General features: G+C 59.3%; 10 protein-coding genes and 1 tRNA gene. 7 read left to right on the top strand and 4 right to left on the bottom strand.

The features are described from left to right. Positions 1–5 precede the first annotated feature (5 nt). The 4 genes from recC to recD all read left to right on the top strand — a co-directional run bounded on the left by recC (position 6) and on the right by recD (position 11,793). Positions 6–3,377: an exodeoxyribonuclease V subunit gamma gene (recC, locus tag IAE50_RS17920; protein WP_200580865.1), complete on the top strand. Its 3,372-nt coding sequence runs from the start codon at positions 6–8 to the stop codon at positions 3,375–3,377. Between the two features lie 151 nt (positions 3,378–3,528). Then, complete coding sequence (ptrA, locus tag IAE50_RS17915) at positions 3,529–6,417, top strand: pitrilysin (protein ID WP_200580864.1); 2,889 nt, start codon at positions 3,529–3,531, stop codon at positions 6,415–6,417. Then, entirely contained in the window at positions 6,410–9,958 is a 3,549-nt protein-coding gene (recB, locus tag IAE50_RS17910) for an exodeoxyribonuclease V subunit beta (protein ID WP_200580863.1), read from the top strand. The genes ptrA and recB overlap by 8 nt, the downstream gene beginning before the upstream one ends. Then, positions 9,955–11,793, top strand: a complete 1,839-nt coding sequence (gene recD / locus IAE50_RS17905; RefSeq protein WP_200580862.1) for an exodeoxyribonuclease V subunit alpha — start codon at positions 9,955–9,957, stop codon at positions 11,791–11,793. The genes recB and recD overlap by 4 nt, the downstream gene beginning before the upstream one ends. Before the next feature lie 27 nt (positions 11,794–11,820). Here the strand turns inward: recD and argA are convergent, their stop codons facing one another. After that, positions 11,821–13,152, bottom strand: a complete 1,332-nt coding sequence (gene argA / locus IAE50_RS17900; protein ID WP_023481070.1) for an amino-acid N-acetyltransferase — start codon at positions 13,150–13,152, stop codon at positions 11,821–11,823. Between the two features lie 224 nt (positions 13,153–13,376). On the opposite strand from argA, the gene amiC reads away from it, so the two are divergent. Beyond that, the gene (gene amiC / locus IAE50_RS17895) at positions 13,377–14,630 is read left to right on the top strand and encodes an N-acetylmuramoyl-L-alanine amidase AmiC (RefSeq protein ID WP_200135192.1); all 1,254 of its coding nucleotides are present in this window, start codon (positions 13,377–13,379) and stop codon (positions 14,628–14,630) included. Positions 14,631–14,729: 99 nt separating this feature from the next. Here the strand turns inward: amiC and IAE50_RS17890 are convergent. Further along, positions 14,730–14,806: transfer RNA gene (locus IAE50_RS17890), tRNA-Met, on the bottom strand. 205 nt (positions 14,807–15,011) lie between these two features. On the opposite strand from IAE50_RS17890, the gene mltA reads away from it, so the two are divergent. Then, complete coding sequence (gene mltA / locus IAE50_RS17885; RefSeq protein ID WP_094421911.1) at positions 15,012–16,118, top strand: murein transglycosylase A; 1,107 nt, start codon at positions 15,012–15,014, stop codon at positions 16,116–16,118. 69 nt (positions 16,119–16,187) lie between these two features. Continuing rightward, complete coding sequence (tcdA, locus tag IAE50_RS17880) at positions 16,188–17,000, top strand: tRNA cyclic N6-threonylcarbamoyladenosine(37) synthase TcdA (RefSeq protein WP_042713386.1); 813 nt, start codon at positions 16,188–16,190, stop codon at positions 16,998–17,000. Here the strand turns inward: tcdA and csdE are convergent. Beyond that, complete coding sequence (csdE, locus tag IAE50_RS17875; protein ID WP_200580861.1) at positions 16,985–17,434, bottom strand: cysteine desulfurase sulfur acceptor subunit CsdE; 450 nt, start codon at positions 17,432–17,434, stop codon at positions 16,985–16,987. The genes tcdA and csdE overlap by 16 nt on opposite strands. Next, complete coding sequence (gene csdA, locus IAE50_RS17870; protein WP_200580860.1) at positions 17,434–18,639, bottom strand: cysteine desulfurase CsdA; 1,206 nt, start codon at positions 18,637–18,639, stop codon at positions 17,434–17,436. The genes csdE and csdA overlap by 1 nt, the downstream gene beginning before the upstream one ends. Positions 18,640–18,806 lie beyond the last annotated feature (167 nt).

The following is an 18,806-nucleotide window of genomic DNA, read 5'->3' as shown; positions in this document are numbered from 1 at the left end:
CACGTATGTTAAGGGTTTATCACTCCAATCGTCTGGATGTGCTTGAAGCACTGATGGAGTTTATCGTTGAGCATGACAGGCTCGACGATCCCTTTGCGCCGGAAGTGATCATGGTGCAAAGCACCGGGATGGCGCAGTGGCTGCAGATGACCCTGGCGCAAAAATTTGGCATCGCTGCCAATATCACCTTTCCGCTGCCGGCGAGCTTTATCTGGGAGATGTTCGTTACCGTTCTGGAGGACATTCCCAAAGAGAGCGCCTTTAACAAACAGAGTATGAGCTGGAAGCTGATGTCGCTGCTGCCTGCGCTGCTGGAGCATGAAGATTTTGCCATGCTGCATCACTATCTTCACGATGATGATGACAAGCGCAAACTGTTCCAGCTCTGCTCACGCGTGGCGGATCTCTACGATCAGTATCTGGTTTATCGCCCGGAGTGGCTGACGCGCTGGGAGGCGGGTGAACGGGTCGACGGGCTGGACGACGCGCAGCGCTGGCAGGCACCGCTCTGGCGCGCGCTGGTTGAACATACGCGCGAGTTAGGCCAGCCCCACTGGCACCGCGCCAACCTCTATCAGCGCTTTATCTCCCGGCTTGAATCGGCGAAAGAGCCGCCTGCCGGGCTGCCTGCGCGCGTCTTTATCTGCGGCATCTCCGCGCTGCCGCCTGTCTACCTGCAAGCCCTGCAGGCGCTGGGCAAACATATTGATGTGCATCTGCTGTTTACTAACCCCTGTCGCTACTACTGGGGCGATATCAAAGACCCGGCGTTTCTCGCACGGCTCGTCACGCGCCGCCGCCGTCATCACCGGGATGACCGCCAGTTTCCTCTTTTCCGCGATACGCAAAGCGCGGAAGGTCTGTTCAATGGCGAAGGGGAGCAGGATGTGGGTAACCCACTGCTGGCCTCCTGGGGCAAGCTCGGGCGCGACAACATCTTTCTGCTGGCGGGGATGGAGCGCTATGAAGAGCTGGATGCCTTTGTCGACATCACCCCGGGCTCGCTGCTGCAAAACCTGAAATACGACATCCTTGAGCTGCAAAACAGCGCGGTAGCTGGCGTTACGGCAGAGGAGTTCGCGCGCAGCGATAAGAAACGCCCGCTCGATCCAGAAGATCGCAGCGTTACGGTGCATATCTGCCACAGCCCGCAGCGGGAAGTGGAGGTGCTGCACGATCGTCTGCTGGCGATGCTGGAGGAGGATCCGGAGCTGACGCCGCGCGATATCGTAGTGATGGTGGCAGATATCGACAGCTACAGCCCCTATATTCAGGCGGTGTTCGGCAGCGCCAGCGGTGAGCGCTATATTCCCTATGCGGTATCTGACCGCCGTGCGCGTCAGGCTCACCCCGCGCTGCAAGCCTTTATCAGCCTCTTATCCCTGCCGGACAGCCGCTTCGTCTCGGAAGATGTGCTGGCCCTGCTGGATGTGCCGGTGCTGGCGGCCCGCTTCAACATTACCGAAGAGGGGTTGCGCTACCTGCGCCTGTGGGTAAACGAGTCCGGCATTCGCTGGGGGATGGACGATGACAACGTGCGCGAGCTCGAACTGCCGCCTACCGGGCAGCACACCTGGCAGTTTGGCCTGACGCGTATGCTGCTCGGCTACGCCATGGAGAGCCACCGGGGCGAGTGGCAGTCAATTCTGCCCTATGACGAGTCGAGCGGGCTGATTGCGGAGTTGGTCGGTCACCTGGCCTCGCTGCTGATGCAGCTCAATATCTGGCGCCGGGGGCTTGCCGAAGAGCGCCCGCTGGAGGAGTGGCTACCGGTCTGCCGGGAGATGCTTAATGATTTCTTCCTGCCCGATCAGGAGACCGAAGCTGCACTGGCGCTGATTGAGCAGCAGTGGCAGGCGATCATCGCCCAGGGCGTTGGCGCGAGCTATGGCGAAGCGGTCCCGCTCTCGCTGCTGCGTGATGAACTGGCTCAGCGTCTCGATCAGGAACGCATTAGCCAGCGCTTCCTCGCTGGCCCCGTCAATATCTGTACGCTGATGCCGATGCGCTCGATCCCCTTCAAGGTGGTCTGCCTGCTGGGGATGAACGACGGCATCTATCCGCGTACGCTGCCTCCGCTCGGCTTTGATCTGATGAGCCAGAAACCGCAGCGCGGCGATCGCAGCCGCCGTGATGATGACCGCTATCTCTTCCTGGAAGCGCTAATCTCCGCGCAGCAGCAGCTCTATATCAGCTATATAGGCCGTTCGATCCAGGATAACAAAGAGCGTTTTCCGTCTGTGCTGGTGCAGGAGCTGGTGGACTATATCGGCCAGAGCCACCATTTGCCGGGAGATGAGGCGCTCAACTGCGACGAAAGCGAGCGGCGGGTGAAGGCACATATCACCCATCTGCATACCCGCATGCCGTTCGACCCGGCTAACTATACGGTGGATGAGTGGCAGAGCTATGCCCGCGACTGGCTGCCCGCCGCCAGCCTGCAGGGCGAAGAGCATCTGCCTTTTATCCAGACGCTGGAGACGCCAACGCTTGAGACGCTGGCCTTTGACCAGCTTCAGCGCTTCTGGGCGCACCCGGTGCGCGCCTTCTTCCAGATGCGTCTGCGGGTTAACTTCCGCCCCGAAGAGAGCGATATACCTGACGCCGAGCCCTTTATTCTTGATGGCCTCGATCGCTACCAGCTTAATAACGAGTTATTGAATGCGCTGGTTGAAGAGCAGGATGCGGAAAAACTGTTCCGACGGTATCGGGCTGCGGGTGTGCTGCCATACGGGGCGTTTGGTGAGATTGTCTGGGAGACGCAGTGCAAAGAGATGCAGGCGCTGGCCAGCCGCGTTATTGAGCATCGCCAACCGGCAGACAGCCTCGAAATCGACCTGCACTGCGCGGGTGTTCACCTGACCGGATGGCTGGCCCACGTGCAGCCGGACGGGTTGCTGCGCTGGCGTCCATCGCAGCTGAAGGTCTCCCAGGGGCTGCAACTTTGGCTGGAACATCTTGTCTACTGTGCCAGTGGCGGAACGGGAGAGAGCCGTCTCTTTGTGCGCAAAGATGGTCAGTGGCGTTTCCCACCGCTGCCGCCCGAAGAGGCGCTGCGCTACCTGGCGTTAATGATCGAAGGCTATCGCGAAGGGATGGCGAAACCCTTGCTACTGCTACCGGAAAGCGGCGGCGCGTGGATAAAAGCCTGTTATGACGCGGCAAATGATGCCATGGTAAAGGACGACGAGACGTTGCAAAAAGCGCAGAGCAAATTTTTGCAGGCGTATGAAGGCAACATGGTGGTCAGCGGAGAAGGTGCCGATGTCTGGTATCAGCGTCTGTGGCGAACCCTCGAGCCGGAGTACTTCGCAGAGATTACCGCGCAGGCGCAACGTTTCCTGTTACCGCTTTATCGACACAATCAGCCCGCCTGACGGTATAAAAATTGCGCAGAGGGGAGCCATCCCTTATTATGCGCGACGGTCACGGACTGATATAACACGCGTGCTGACGCTGTCAGCGCACATTTACCTGCTACTCCTGCGGTTATCGGGGAGCAGGAAAAGTTAATGATGAGGTTCGTGAATGCCCCGCAGCACCTGGTTAACTATCTTCGTTCTGTTTTTTGCCCTGTGGGCGCCACTCAGTCAGGCTGACACCGGCTGGCAGCCTGTTAAAGAAACTATCCGTAAGAGCGACAAAGATACGCGGCAGTATCAGGCGATCCGCCTCGATAACGGCATGGTCGTGCTGCTGGTCTCGGATGCGCAGGCGGTCAAATCTCTTTCCGCACTGGTTGTGCCGGTCGGCTCGCTTGAAGATCCCGATAGTCACCCAGGTCTTGCTCACTATCTTGAGCACATGACGCTGATGGGGTCGAAAAAGTATCCGCAGCCAGACAGCCTCGCTGAATACCTCAAAATGCACGGCGGTAGCCACAACGCCAGCACTGCGCCTTATCGCACCGCTTACTATCTGGAAGTGGAAAACGATGCGCTGGACGGCGCCGTGGATCGCTTAGCAGATGCCATCGCCGAGCCGCTGCTGGCAAAGAAGTACGCCGAGCGGGAGCGTAACGCGGTCAACGCGGAGCTGACCATGGCGCGTACCCGTGACGGCATGCGCATGGCGCAGGTGAGTGCGGAGACCATCAACCCCGCTCACCCAGGCGCGCGCTTCTCCGGCGGCAACCTTGAAACCCTCAGCGATAAACCGGGCAGCCCGGTGCATGACGCGCTGCTGGCGTTTCGCGATAAGTTCTACTCGGCCAACCTGATGAAAGCGGTGATTTACAGTAATCGCCCGCTTAACGAGCTGGCGGCGCTCGCGGTGCAGACTTATGGCCGGGTTCCCAACAAAAATATCACCCGCCCTGAGATCACTGTGCCGGTGGTAACGGATGCGCAAAAAGGCATCATTATTCACTACGTGCCGGAAGTGCCGAACAAGGTGCTGCGCGTTGAGTTTCGTATTGATAACAACACGGCGGCCTTTCGCAGCAAAACTGACGAGCTGATTACCTATCTGATTGGCAATCGCAGCCCGGGCACGCTCTCGGACTGGCTGCAAAGCCAGGGGCTGGTTGAGGGGATTCGCGGTGACTCCGACCCGGTAGTCAACGGCAACAGCGGCGTGCTGGCTATCTCTGCCACGCTGACGGATAAAGGGCTGGCGAACCGCGATCGGGTGGTCGCCGCCATCTTCAGCTACCTGCAACTGCTGCGCGAAAAGGGGATCGATAAACGCTATTTCGACGAGCTGGCGCACATTCTCGATCTCGATTTCCGCTACCCGTCGATCACCCGCGATATGGATTACGTTGAGTGGCTCGCCGACACGATGATCCGCGTGCCGGTTGCGCACACCCTCGATTCCGTCAACATCGCCGACCAGTTTGATGCTAAAGCGGTGCAGGCGCGCCTTGATGAGATGACGCCGCAAAACGCGCGTATCTGGTATATCAGCCCCGATGAGCCGCACAACAAAAAGGCCTACTTTGTTGATGCCCCTTACCAGGTGGAGAAAATTACCTCTGATCGCTTTGCCGCCTGGCAAAAGGATGAAGCAGGGATCGAACTGAAATTCCCGGAGCTTAACCCCTATATTCCGGATGACTTCTCGCTGATTACCCCGGCGAAAAAATACACGCACCCGGAGCTTATTGTTGATGAACCTGCTTTGCGCGTGGTCTACATGCCAAGCCGCTACTTCGCCAATGAACCGCGCGCGGATGTCAGCGTGGTGCTGCGTAATCCGCAGGCGATGGACAGCGCGAAAAATCAGGTAATGTTTGCCTTAAATGATTATCTGGCAGGGCTGGCGCTCGATCAGCTCAGTAACCAGGCCGCGGTCGGTGGCATCGGCTTCTCCACCAATGCTAATAACGGGTTGATGCTGAATGCCAACGGCTACACGCAGCGCCTGCCGCAGCTCTTCAGCGCCTTGCTGGAGGGGTATTTCAGCTATACGCCAACCGAGGAGCAGCTGACGCAGGCGAAATCCTGGTACAGCCGGATGATGGCCTCGGCGGAGAAGGGCAAAGCGTTTGACCAAGCGATTATGCCGGTGCAGATGATATCGCAGGTGCCCTATTTCCCGCGCGAAGCGCGCCGTGCCCTGATGCCGTCGATCACCGTGCAGGACATTCTCCATTATCGCGATGCGCTGAAGCACAACGCCCGCCCGGAGTTTCTGGTGGTGGGTAACCTGAGCGAACAGCAGGCGAAAGACCTTGCCCGCAACGTGCAAAAACAGCTTGGCACCAGCGGTAACGAGTGGTGCCGTAACAAAGACGTGCTGGTGGATAAAAAGCAGAACGTCATGTTTGAGAAAGCGGGCAACAGCACCGATTCCGCGCTGGCTGCCGTCTTTGTGCCGAGCGGTTTTGATGAGTACAGCAGCTCGGCGTACAGCGCGATGCTCGGGCAGATTGTGCAGCCGTGGTTCTACAACCAGCTGCGCACCGAAGAGCAGCTCGGTTATGCCGTCTTTGCTTTCCCCATCAATGTTGGCCGTCAGTGGGGAATGGGCTTCCTGTTGCAGAGCAATGAGAAGCAGCCCGCCTGGCTCTGGGAGCGCTATAAAGCCTTCTTCCCGACCGCTGAAGCGCGCCTGCGCGCGATGAAGCCGGAGGAGTTTGCGCAGATCCAGCAGGGTGTCATTGCGCAAATGCTGCAAGCGCCGCAGACATTAGGCGAGGAGGCTTCCAAATTGAGCAAAGATTTCGATCGCGGCAATATGCGCTTCGATTCACGTGATAAAGTAGTGGCCCAAATAAAAGCGCTGACGCCGCAAAAACTTGCGGACTTCTTCCATCAGGCGGTGGTTGAGCCGCAAGGTATGGCGATACTGTCACAGATCTCCGGAAGCCAGAGCGGAAAAGCCGACTACGCCCGCCCTGACGGCTGGAAGGTGTGGAAGGACGCCAGCGCTTTGCAACAATCCTTACCCTTGATGAGCGAGAAAAATGAGTGAAACGACCGCTGAGACCCTTGATCCCCTGCGCCTGCCGCTTACCGGCGAGCGCCTGATTGAAGCCTCGGCGGGCACAGGTAAGACCTTCACCATCGCCGCGCTCTATCTGCGGCTGTTACTCGGGCTTGGCGGCAATGCCGCCTTTCCCCGCCCGCTCAATGTCGAAGAGCTGCTGGTGGTCACTTTCACCGAAGCGGCGACGGAAGAGCTACGTGGGCGTATTCGCAGCAACATCCATGAGCTACGTATTGCCTGCCTGCGTGAAAGCAGCGACAACCCGCTCTATGCCAGCCTGCTGGCAGAGATTGAGGATAAACAGCAGGCCGCCCACTGGCTGATGCTGGCGGAGCGGCAGATGGATGAAGCCGCGGTCTTTACTATTCACGGTTTTTGCCAGCGCATGCTCAGCCTCAATGCCTTTGAATCCGGCATGCTGTTTGAACTGAAACTGCTGGAAGATGAAACCCTGCTGCGCTACCAGGCCTGCGCCGACTTCTGGCGTCGCCACTGCTACCCGCTGCCGCGCGACATTGCGCAGGTGATCCACGATTTGTGGAAGGGACCGCAGGATCTGCTCAGGTCCATCGACCGCTATTTACAGGGCGAAGCCCCGCAGATCAAATCGCCGCCGCCGGAGGAGGAGACCCTTGCGTCACGCCATGCGCAGATCGTCTCGCAGATTAATGCGGTGAAACGTCAGTGGCTCGACTCTGTAAGTGAACTGGAGCCGCTGCTGGAAAATTCCGGCATCGACCGGCGCAAGTTCAACCGCGGCAACCAGGGAAAATGGATTGAGAAGATCTCTGCCTGGGCGCAGGAGGAGACCAGCACCTATCTGCTGCCGGACGCGCTGGAGAAGTTCTCGCAGGCATTTCTCGCCCAGCGCACCAAAGCGGGCGGCGTCGTGCCCGAGCATCCGCTGTTTGTCGCCATCGAAACGCTGCTGACGCAGCCGTTGACTCTGAGCGATCTGGTGCTGACCCGCGCGATGCGCGAAATCCGCGACGCGGTGGCAAAAGAGAAGCGCCGTCGCGGTGAGCTCGGTTTTGACGACATGCTCAGCCGGCTCGATCACGCCTTACAAAGCCCGAACGGTGAGGCGCTGGCTGCGGCTATCCGCAGCCGTTTTCCGGTGGCGATGATCGATGAATTTCAGGATACCGACCCGCAGCAGTACCGCATCTTTAGCCGTATCTGGCTGAATCAGCCCGAGTGTGGCCTGCTGCTGATTGGCGATCCTAAACAGGCAATCTACGCTTTTCGCGGCGCTGATATCTTCACCTATATGAAAGCGCGCGACGAAGTGAGCGCCCGCTACACTCTCGACACCAACTGGCGCTCGTCGCCGGGGATGATCGCCAGCGTCAACCGGCTCTTTAGCCAGATGGACGACGCGTTTATGTTCCGCCAGATCCCCTTCCTGCCGGTGAAAGCGGCTGCGCGCAACAGCGGCCTGCGCTTTGCGGTGAAGGGGGAAACCCAGCCGTCGATGAAGCTGTGGCTGATGGAGGGCGAAGGCGTGGGCGTCGGTGATTACCAGAGCTTTATGGCACAGCTCTGCGCGATGCAGATCCGCGACTGGCTCAGCGCCGGGCAAAAAGGCGATGCGCTGCTCTACGAAGGGGATAAAGCGCGGCCGGTGAAAGCTTCGGATATCACCGTGCTGGTACGCAGCCGCCATGAAGCATCGCTTATCCGCGATGCGCTGACGCTGCTCGGCATTCCTTCTGTCTACCTATCCAACCGCGACAGCGTGTTTGAAACGCCGGAAGCGCAGGAGCTGCTCTGGTTGCTGCATGCGGTGCTGACGCCGGAGCGTGAAAACACGCTGCGCAGCGCGCTGGCAACCTCGATGCTTGGGCTGACGGCGCGGGATATCGACGCGCTCAATCTTGATGAAGAGGCCTGGGATCGGGTGGTTGAGGAGTTTTCCCACTACCGCGAGCTGTGGCAAAAACGCGGCGTAATGGCGATGCTGCGCACGCTGATGAGTGCGCGTAACGTGGCGGAAAACCTGCTCGCCACGCCCGGCGGAGAGCGTCGTTTAACCGATATTCTGCATGTCAGCGAACTGTTGCAGGAAGCGGGCACGCAGCTTGAAAGTGAGCACGCACTTACCCGCTGGCTGACGCAGCATATCGCCGAGCCGAACACCAGCGCCGCCAGCGAGCAGATGCGTCTGGAGAGCGATAAACACCTGGTGCAGATTGTCACCATTCATAAATCGAAAGGCCTTGAGTATCCGCTGGTCTGGCTGCCATTTATCGCCAACTTCCGCGTACAGGACCAGGGTTTTTACCACGATCGCGCCTCGTTCAACGCGGTGCTCGATCTCAGCCATGCCGAAGAGAGCATTGAGCTGGCAGAGGCGGAGCGGCTGGCGGAAGATTTACGCCTGCTCTATGTGGCGCTTACCCGTTCGGTGTGGCATTGCAGCCTTGGCATTGCGCCGCTGTTTCGCCGTCGTGGCGAGAAGAGCGGGCCCACTGATTTCCACCTCAGCGCGTTGGGCCGGCTGATCCAGAAGGGCGAAGCGCTGGATGCCGCCGGGCTGCGTCAGGCGCTGGCAGAGATCTGCAATGAAGAGATTGTGCTGGCGACGCCGCCCACGCCGGACACTGAGCGCTGGGAGTTACCGCAGCCGCAGCCGCCCGCGCTCAGCGTGCGCGAAGTGATGCGCCGGGTCGCCGATGACTGGCGCGTGACCAGTTACTCGGGTCTGCAACAGCGCGGTCATGGCCTTGCTCAGGATCTGCTCCCGCGTCTGGATGTCGACGCCGCAGGTGAGCGCGAGGTGCAGACACAGCCGATGCTGACGCCGCACCAGTTTCCGCGCGGCGCGGCACCTGGCACCTTTTTGCACAGTCTGTTTGAAGATATCGACTTTACCCAGCCGGTATCACCGGAGTGGGTGGCGGAAAAGCTACTGGTGGCAGGATATGAGGAGCACTGGCAGCCGGTGCTGAGCAGCTGGCTGGAGACGGTGCTGCACGCGCCGCTCACCACAGCCGGGGTCTCTCTTAGCCAACTGACGGCTAAAGATAAACAGGTTGAGATGGAGTTTTATCTCCCCATCAGCGCCACGCTGAGCGCAGAGGCGCTCGACGGGCTTATCCGTCGCTACGATCCGCTGTCGGCCGGCTGCGCGCCGCTCGATTTTCGCGACGTGCGCGGGATGCTGAAGGGCTTTATCGACCTGGTGTTTCGCCATCAGGGGCGCTACTACCTGCTCGATTACAAATCCAACTGGCTTGGCGAAAACGCGCAGGCCTATACGCAAGAGGCGATGGCGGCGGCCATGCAGTCCCATCGCTACGATTTGCAGTACCAGCTCTATACCCTGGCGCTACACCGCTATTTACGCCACCGCATCGCCGATTACGACTATGAACGCCATTTCGGCGGTGTGATCTACCTCTTTTTACGCGGCGTGGAGGCGCAGCAACCGGAGCAGGGAATTTTTACCACCCGCCCGGAGGCAGCGCTGATCGCCCGCATGGATACCCTGTTTGCAGGTGAAGTACCGGAGATGACGCCATGAATGTGCAGGCTTTACTGCAAGAAGCGATGGAGCAGAAGCTGCTGCGTCCGCTGGACGTGCAGTTTGCCCTGACGGTGGCTGGCACGGAAGAGCCCGCCCTGCTGCTGGCCGCCGCGCTGCTGAGCCGCGATGCCGGAGAGGGGCACGTCTGTCTGCCGCTCTCACGCCTGACGCCCGAGGTGTTCGGCGCTGATTCGCCGCTCGCCCGCCAGCTGTTTGAGATGGCCGGGCCGCCCGACGACTGGCAGGCGTTGCTGCTTGCCTCCCCGGCGGTTGGCGACGGCAGCGGCGCAACGCCGATTATTCTGCACGATGCGCGCCTCTACCTGAACCGTATGTGGTGGAACGAGCGACGTGTCGCGGAGTTCTTTGCCGCCCAGGAAGTCATTGATGAGGCGGATGAAGCCCGGCTTTCTGAGGCGCTGGCCTCACTCTTTCCGCCAGACAATGAAGCCGAGGTGAACTGGCAAAAAGTCGCCGCCGCCGTGGCGCTTACCCGGCGAATTTCGGTGATCTCCGGCGGGCCGGGAACCGGTAAAACCACCACCGTGGCGAAGCTGCTGGCGGCGCTGGTACAAACGCTCAATGGCAGCCGCTGCCGTATCTGCCTGGCGGCGCCGACCGGTAAAGCCGCCGCGCGGTTAACCGAATCCCTCGGCAACGCGCTGCGCCAGCTACCCCTTGATGAGGCGCAAAAAGCGCTGCTGCCGGATGAGGCCAGCACGCTGCACAGGCTGCTCGGCGCACAGCCGGGAAGCCAGCGCATGCGCCATCACGCGCTCAACCCGCTGCATCTGGACGTGCTGGTGGTGGATGAGGTGTCAATGATTGACCTGCCGATGATGTCGCGGCTGATTGATGCCCTGCCGCCGCGGGCGCGGGTGATCTTCCTCGGCGATCGCGATCAGCTGGCCTCCGTTGAGGCCGGTGCGGTGCTGGGGGATATCTGCGCCTGGGTAAATGCCGGTTACAGTGCGACGCGCGCGGCGCAACTCTCACGCTTAACCGGTGCGAAAGTGCCCGCAGGCGAAGGCGAGGCCGCCACCGCGCTGCGCGACAGCCTCTGCCTGCTGCAAAAAAGTTATCGCTTCGGCAGCCACTCCGGCATCGGTCAACTGGCCGCCGCGGTTAACCGCGGTGATAAGCGCGCCACGCAGGCGGTCTTCAGCCAGGGCTTTGAGGATATCGAGCGGAAACCGCTCAACAGTGCCGAAGCCTATCAGGAGATGATTGACGACGCGCTGGCGGGCTATGGGCACTATCTCTCGCTGGTGCAGGGCCATGCCGAACCGGACGCGATTATCGCCGCCTTCGGCGAGTACCAGCTGCTCTGCGCGTTGCGCGAAGGGCCTTTTGGCGTCAGCGGGCTGAATGAACGGCTTGAGCTGGCGTTGGTGCGTCAGCGTAAAATTACCCGCCAGCCCTTCTCACGCTGGTACCACGGCAGGCCGGTGATGATTTCGCGCAACGACTCCGCGCTGGGGCTGTTCAATGGTGATATCGGTATTGCGCTGGATCAGGGGCAGGGGATGCGCGTCTGGTTCCCGCTACCTGGCGGTAAGATCAAGTCGGTGCAGCCGAGCCGTTTGCCGGAGCATGAAACCGCCTGGGCGATGACGGTGCATAAATCGCAGGGTTCTGAGTTCGATCACGCCGCGCTGATCCTGCCTGCGCAAAACGTGCCGGTGGTGACGCGCGAGCTGGTCTACACCGCGATTACTCGCGCACGTAAACGGCTCTCGCTCTATGCCGATGAGCGCGTGCTGGGCCAGGCGATTGCTACCCGCACCGAGCGGCGCAGCGGACTTGAAGCGCTGTTCAGCGCCCTGAAATAAAACGCCCCGCACAGGGCGGGGCGTGAATCAGGTCAGATCGGCCATCAGCACTTTTGAGCGCCGCTGGTAGTTGTACATCTGCTTTTTGGTTTCAGGCAGCGAGTCGATATCCACCGGCGTAAAGCCGCGCTCCTGGAACCAGTGAATGCTGCGGGTGGTGAGCACAAACAGCTTGCTGAGCCCCATCTGCCGCGCCTGCAACGCAATACGCTCCAGCAGCGCTTCGCCGCGTGACGAGCTGCGATAATCAGGATGCACGGCCACGCAGGCCATCTCGCCAATCTTCTCTTCCGGGAAGGGGTAGAGCGCCGCACAGGCGATAGTCAGGTTGTCGCGCTCAATGATCGTGAACTTATCGATCTCCATCTCCAGCTGTTCGCGGGAGCGGCGCACCAGGATGCCCTGCTGCTCGAGCGGGCGAATCAGTTCCAGAATGCCGCCGATGTCGTTAATGGTGGCGCGGCGGATCTGCTCGGCGCTCTCCATCACAATCTGCGTACCAATACCGTCGCGGGAGAAGAGCTCCTGCAACAGCGAGCCATCTTCCTGATAGCTGATTAAGTGGCTGCGACGCACGCCGCTGCGGCACGCTTTTACCGCGCCGCGCAGGAAGCGCACGGTTCCGGAGTGGTAGTCGCCGCGCTGCTCCAGCTCTTCGACACGCGCCTGCGCGTCGTTAGGGAACAGTTCAGAAACAATTTCGCCTTCATCATTCATCACACCCTGCGACGAGCAAAAGCCGATCATCTTCTCCGCTTTCAGCTTGATCGCCAGCTGGGTGGCAATCTCTTCGGAGGTGAGGTTAAAGCTCTCTCCGGTGACGGAAACCGCAACCGGCCCCATCAGCACAATCGCGCCGCTGTCGAGCTGGCGGTGGATCGCCTCTTCATCAATACGGCGAATGCGGCCGCTGTGGCAGTAGTCAACGCCGTCATCAACGCCCAGCGGCTGCGAAATAATAAAGTTACCGCTGACCACATTGATATGCGCGCCCTGCAGCGGCGTATTGTTGAGGCTCATCGACAGCCGCGCAGTGATATCCAGCTGCAAAAGCCCTGCGGCCTGTTTCACCAGTTCAAGGGTTTTGGCGTCGGTAACGCGGGTGTGTTTGTGGTAGATCGGTTCGTGGTGATGTTCAGCAAGGTTGGCGTCGATTTGCGGGCGGGCGCCATAGACCACCACCAGCCTGATCCCGAGGCTATGCAGCAGGCCGATGTCGTTGACAATGCTGGAGAAGTTTTCATGCTCGATGGCTTCACCCCCGAGCATAATGACGAATGTCTTTCCCCGATGGGCGTTGATATAGGGAACGGAATGGCGAAATCCCTGCACCAGTTCGGTTCTGCGCTCTTTGACCACGGCCTATCCTCACTGCATGATTATTCGTAAAAAGTGTATTTTTATTCTTTTATTGCCTTCGCTGCAAGCACAAATTTTCTTAACCCAGGATTCTCCCGTCTTTGTGAAGCATAGCGCCAGACATATGTTTACCCTTTAAAAGATGACAGTTTATGCATCATTCGCTAAAGTTTTCCGTCAATTCTGACGTTAAGCATTATTTAAACAAATTGCTCGGGAGAAGCATGTCGGGAAGTCATTCAGCGCTGAGCCGCCGCAAATTATTACAGGGTGCGGGGGCGATGTGGTTATTAAGCGTGAGCCAGATTGGCCTGGCCGCCGTCAGTCAGGTGGTCGCCGTGCGCGTCTGGCCTGCGTCGAGCTATACCCGTGTGACGGTGGAATCGAACCGCGTGGTGAAGTACAAACAGTTCGCCTTGAGCAACCCCGACCGCCTGGTGGTGGATCTGCAAGGCGTTCACCTCAACTCCGTGCTTAAGGGCATGGGAACGCAGATCCGCAGTGACGATCCCTTTATCAAATCAGCCCGTGTGGGTCAGTTCGATCCGCAGACGGTGCGCATGGTGTTTGAACTTAAGCAGAATGTGAAACCGCAACTCTTTGCGCTGGCGCCGGTCGCAGGCTTCAAAGAGCGTCTGGTGATGGATCTCTATCCGGCGAATGCGCAGGATGTGCAGGATCCGCTGCTGGCGCTGCTTGAAGAGTACAACCAGGGCGATCTTGATAAGCAGGTGCCGCCCGCGCAGAGCGGCCCGCAGCCGGGCAAAGCCGGGCGCGACAGGCCAATTGTGATCATGCTCGATCCCGGTCATGGTGGGGAAGATCCGGGTGCGACGGGGAAATATAAAACCCGTGAGAAGGATGTGGTGCTGCAAATCGCTCGCCGCCTGCATGCGCTTATCGAGAAAGAGGGCAATATGAAGTCCTATATGACCCGCAATGAGGATGTCTTTATTCCGCTGAAGGTGCGGGTGGCGAAAGCGCAGAAGCAGCGCGCCGACCTCTTTGTCTCGATTCACGCCGATGCCTTTAGCAGCCGCCAGCCGCACGGTTCCTCCGTCTTCGCGCTGTCGACCAAAGGGGCGACCAGTACAGCGGCGAAATATCTGGCGGATACGCAGAACGCGGCGGACTTGATTGGTGGCGTAAGCAAAAGCGGTGACCGCTATCTCGATCACACCATGTTCGATATGGTGCAGTCGCTGACCATCAACGACAGCCTGAAGTTTGGCAAAGCGGTGCTTAATAAGCTGGGGCGCGTCAATAACCTGCATAAGAACAGCGTTGAGCAGGCGGGCTTTGCGGTGCTGAAAGCGCCGGATATCCCGTCGATTCTGGTTGAGACGGCGTTTATCAGTAATGTGGAAGAGGAGCGTAAGCTCAAGACCGCAAAATTCCAGCAGGAAGTCGCAGAGTCGATTCTGGCAGGGATTAAAGCCTACTTCGCGGATGGCGCGACGCTGGCGAGAAGGGGATAACAGAATGGCGCCGATGGGCGCCATTTTTTTTCTCTTGTTTGCTGCGCGCTTTTACAAACGCCAGAAACAAAAAAACACCCGTTAAGGTGTTTATTGTGTTGGTTGCGGGGGCCGGATTTGAACCGACGACCTTCGGGTTATGAGCCCGACGAGCTACCAGGCTGCTCCATCCCGCGTCCGTGGAAGCGCACTATACGCCGTAGACGATTTGATGCAACCTTTTTTTGCGACATTTGTCGATTTAAGGACTTTATGTTTAAAAACAACACAATGTGCTTAAGATTTAAACAAAACTGGTGTCGGAATGTTCTTGTGCATTTCATTAGCCACAGCGGTTTGTTATCTTCATCCGGCTTGGGGTTAACCAAAAGATGAGAAACAATGAAAGCACGTTGGGCTAGGTTCGTACTCACAGGCGCGATGGTGGCACTTCTCGCGTCCTGCTCTTCTAAACCGACCGATCGCGGTCAACAGTATAAAGACGGAAAATTCTCTCAGCCTTTTTCCCTCGTTAATCAGCCTGACGCCGTGGGCGCACCGATTAATGCCGGAGACTTCTCCGAGCAGGTGAGCCAGATCAGAGGCTCTGCACCGCGCCTTTATGGCAACCAGAGCAGCGTCTATAACGCCATTGAAGCCTGGCTGCGCGCCGGGGGCGATACCCGCTCGCTGCGCCAGTTCGGCATTGACGCGTGGCAGATGGAAGGCACAGACAACTATGGCAACGTGCAGTTTACCGGCTACTACACGCCGGTGGTGCAGGCGCGCCACACCCGCCAGGGCGAGTTCCAGTATCCTATCTACCGCATGCCGTCAAAACGCGGCCGCCTGCCTTCGCGCGCGGAGATCTACGCCGGGGCGCTTAGCGAGAACTATGTGCTGGCCTACAGCAACTCGCTGATGGACAACTTCATTATGGATGTGCAGGGCAGCGGCTATATCGATTTCGGTGACGGCAGCCCGCTCAACTTCTTTAGCTACGCCGGTAAAAATGGTCATGCCTACCGCAGCATCGGCAAAGTGTTAATCGATCGCGGTGAAGTGAAGCGCGAAGATATGTCGATGCAGGCGATCCGCGAGTGGGGCGAGAAGCACAGCGAAGCGGAAGTGCGTGCGCTGCTGGAGGAGAACGCCTCCTTTGTCTTCTTTAAACCGCAATCCTGGGCTCCGGTAAAAGGCGCCAGCTCCGTGCCGCTGATTGGTCGCGCGTCGGTTGCTTCTGATAAAACCGTGATCCCGCCGGGCACCACGCTGCTGGCGGAAGTGCCGCAACTGGACAGTAAAGGCAAATTCAACGGCCAGTATGAGCTGCGCCTGATGGTGGCGCTGGATGTTGGCGGGGCAATTAAAGGCCAGCACTTCGACATCTATCAGGGTATCGGCGCGGAAGCCGGGCATCGCGCTGGCTGGTATAACCACTATGGCCGCGTCTGGATCCTGAAGAACGCGCCGGGCGCGGGTCTGACGGGCAACGTCTTTAGCGGCTAAGGGAATGTGGTAAACTCTTCACCCCTTCCGGTCCCGGAGGGGGTTCTCTGTTTCAGCTTGAGGTTTCATATGTCAGCAGTAATCAGCGACGCCTGGCGCCAGCGCTTTGGCGGGACGGCGCGTTTGTATGGTGAAAAAGCGCTGCAGTGGTTTGCCGATGCGCATATCTGCGTGGTCGGCATCGGCGGCGTTGGCTCGTGGGTCGCGGAAGCGCTGGCACGCACCGGAATTGGCGCCATCACGCTGATTGATATGGATGATGTCTGCGTCACCAACACCAACCGGCAGATCCATGCTCTGCGCGACACCGTCGGTGAAGCGAAAGCGGAAGTGATGGCCGCGCGCATTCGCGACATCAATCCGGAGTGCCGTGTCACGGTAATCGACGATTTCGTCACCGCTGATAATGTGGCGCAGTTGATGAGCACCTCGTTCAGCTATGTGATTGACGCTATTGATAGCGTGCGGCCAAAAGCGGCGCTGATCGCCTATTGCCGCCGCAATAAGATCCCGCTGGTGACCACCGGCGGCGCGGGCGGGCAGATCGATCCGACGCAGATCCAGGTGAGCGATCTGGCGAAAACCATTCAGGATCCGCTGGCGGCAAAGCTGCGTGAGCGGCTGAAGAGCGATTTCGGCGTGGTGAAAAACAGTAAAGGCAAACTCGGCATCGACTGCGTCTTCTCCACCGAAGCGCTGGTCTATCCGCAGGCGGATGGTTCGGTGTGTGCGATGAAAAGCAGCGCGGAAGGGCCAAAACGGATGGATTGTGCCGCCGGGTTTGGCGCAGCAACGATGGTGACCGCCACCTTTGGCTTTGTCGCGGTCTCCCATGCGTTAAAAAAACTGATGGCGAAAGCAGAGCGTCAGGCCAGCGCCTGACGAGCCTGCTCCTGCACGGCGGCGGCCAGTGCCGCCAGCCCCTGGCTGCGCGAGGCGCTCAACTGATTGCGCAGCCCCAACTCATCAAACAGCGCCAGCGGATCGTTCTCGATAAGCGACTGCGGGCGTTTGCCCTCCACCGCTGTTAGCAAGACCGCTAACAAACCGCGCACGATACGTCCTTCGCTGTCGCCAAAAAAGTGCAGCGTGCCGTCGGGAAGACGCGTTGAGCCGAGCCAGACGCGGTTTTCGCAGCCGGGGATCTCCTGCGCCTGCGCTTTTATCTCGTCCGTTGCGGCAGGCAACTGCTTGCCGAGCATAATCAGCTGGCGGTACTTCTCTTCCCACGCGTTGAGCGCGCCAAAGGTCTGGCGCAGTCTCTCTTCAGTGACCACGGTGCCGAACGGATGTCCGGCGAAAGCTGGGCTTGTCATTAATCCACCAATAGTTCCAGAGCGCGGTCGATGGCGCTGACCAGCGCATCGACATCCTGTTGAGTATTATAGGGCGCAAATGAGGCGCGTAGCGTGCCATTGACGCCAAGCGCGGCGAGCAGCGGCTGGGCGCAGTGCTGGCCCGCGCGCAGAGCGATGCCGTAACCCGCCAGTAGCGTCACCATATCGCTGTGATGCACGCCGTCAAACGTGAAGGCCAGCAGGCTGGAGTCCTGGCAGCGGAACGAGCGGAAACCGGGGCGCTGTGCCAACTGCTCCTCCGCCAGCGTCGCTAGCCCACGGCTGTAGCGTTCAGCCTGCGCAATATCAATTCCGTTCAGCCACTCCAGCGCAGCGCTCAAGCCAATCACCCCCGCCACGTTAGGGGTGCCCGCTTCGAGCTTATAAGGCACGGGCTGGGTGGTGAAACCCGCAAAGGTCACTTCGCTGATCATCTTGCCGCCGCCGAGCCACGGCGTCATCGATTCCAGCAGCTCCGCTTTGCCATACAGCGCGCCAATGCCGTTTGGGCCATAGAGTTTATGACCGGAGAAGGCGTAAAAATCGATATCGAGCTGCCGCACGTCGGCAGGGAAATGAACCACGCCCTGCGCGCCATCGACCATCACCACCATGTCGGCCTGATGGGCAAGCGTAATGGCGCGGGCGAGATCCGGGCAGCCACCAGTGACGTTGGACATCTGTCCCAACGCCAGGATGCGGCTGCGGGAGGTGATAAGGGCAGGAAGCTGGTTAAGATCCGGCAGGCGATCGTCCGCCAGCGGCAGTTTCACCACTTTTGCGCCGGTCTGCTCCGCGACCATCAGCCACGGCACCAGGTTGGCGTGGTGCTCTGCCTCGCTGACAATGATCTCATCCCCAGCTTTTAAGCGCGGGCGGGCATAGCACTGGGCAACCATGTTGATCGCCTCGGTGGTGCCGCGCGTCCAGACAATATTTTTGCCGGAAGGGGCATTGAGCAGCGTGGCGACCTGGTCGCGTGCGGCTTCGTAGCGGGCGGTGAGCTGCTGCGCTTCGGCAAACTGGCTGCGGTGAACATTGCCAGCGCTCAGGCTGTAGAACTGCTGCGTGGCGTCGATTACCGTCTGCGGTTTCAGCGCGGTCGCGGCGCTGTCGAGGTAGACACCCGCGTCGGCCAGCGCCGGAAACTGGGCGCGAAACTGCGAAGGATTAAATGCGTTCATACTTATCCTCATCTGTAGGCCGACGATGGTCGCGCACTTTTTTTCCGTGGGCAAGGGGATTGATAACCATCGGAATTATCTGTTTGTACTGGCGGAACTGCGTAAGCAGGTTATGCTGATAAGTGTAAGTAACGTGTTTGAGACTCTTCCAGTAAGAGTATTTCACA

The sequence above is a fragment of the Kosakonia sp. S42 genome (assembly GCF_016624785.1).
In the GTDB taxonomy this organism is placed as follows: Bacteria; Pseudomonadota; Gammaproteobacteria; order Enterobacterales; family Enterobacteriaceae; genus Kosakonia; species Kosakonia cowanii.
The sequence above is the reverse complement of the archived record's forward strand: the minus strand, read 5'-3'. Positions and strand labels throughout refer to the sequence as shown.

Coding starts and splice junctions, on each gene's coding strand:
- recC (WP_200580865.1), top strand. CDS start 6: ATGTTAAGGGTTTATCACTCCAATCGTCTGGATGTGCTTGAAGCACTG.
- ptrA (WP_200580864.1), top strand. CDS start 3,529: ATGCCCCGCAGCACCTGGTTAACTATCTTCGTTCTGTTTTTTGCCCTG.
- recB (WP_200580863.1), top strand. CDS start 6,410: ATGAGTGAAACGACCGCTGAGACCCTTGATCCCCTGCGCCTGCCGCTT.
- recD (WP_200580862.1), top strand. CDS start 9,955: ATGAATGTGCAGGCTTTACTGCAAGAAGCGATGGAGCAGAAGCTGCTG.
- amiC (WP_200135192.1), top strand. CDS start 13,377: ATGTCGGGAAGTCATTCAGCGCTGAGCCGCCGCAAATTATTACAGGGT.
- mltA (WP_094421911.1), top strand. CDS start 15,012: ATGAAAGCACGTTGGGCTAGGTTCGTACTCACAGGCGCGATGGTGGCA.
- tcdA (WP_042713386.1), top strand. CDS start 16,188: ATGTCAGCAGTAATCAGCGACGCCTGGCGCCAGCGCTTTGGCGGGACG.
- csdE (WP_200580861.1), bottom strand. CDS start 17,434: ATGACAAGCCCAGCTTTCGCCGGACATCCGTTCGGCACCGTGGTCACT.
- csdA (WP_200580860.1), bottom strand. CDS start 18,639: ATGAACGCATTTAATCCTTCGCAGTTTCGCGCCCAGTTTCCGGCGCTG.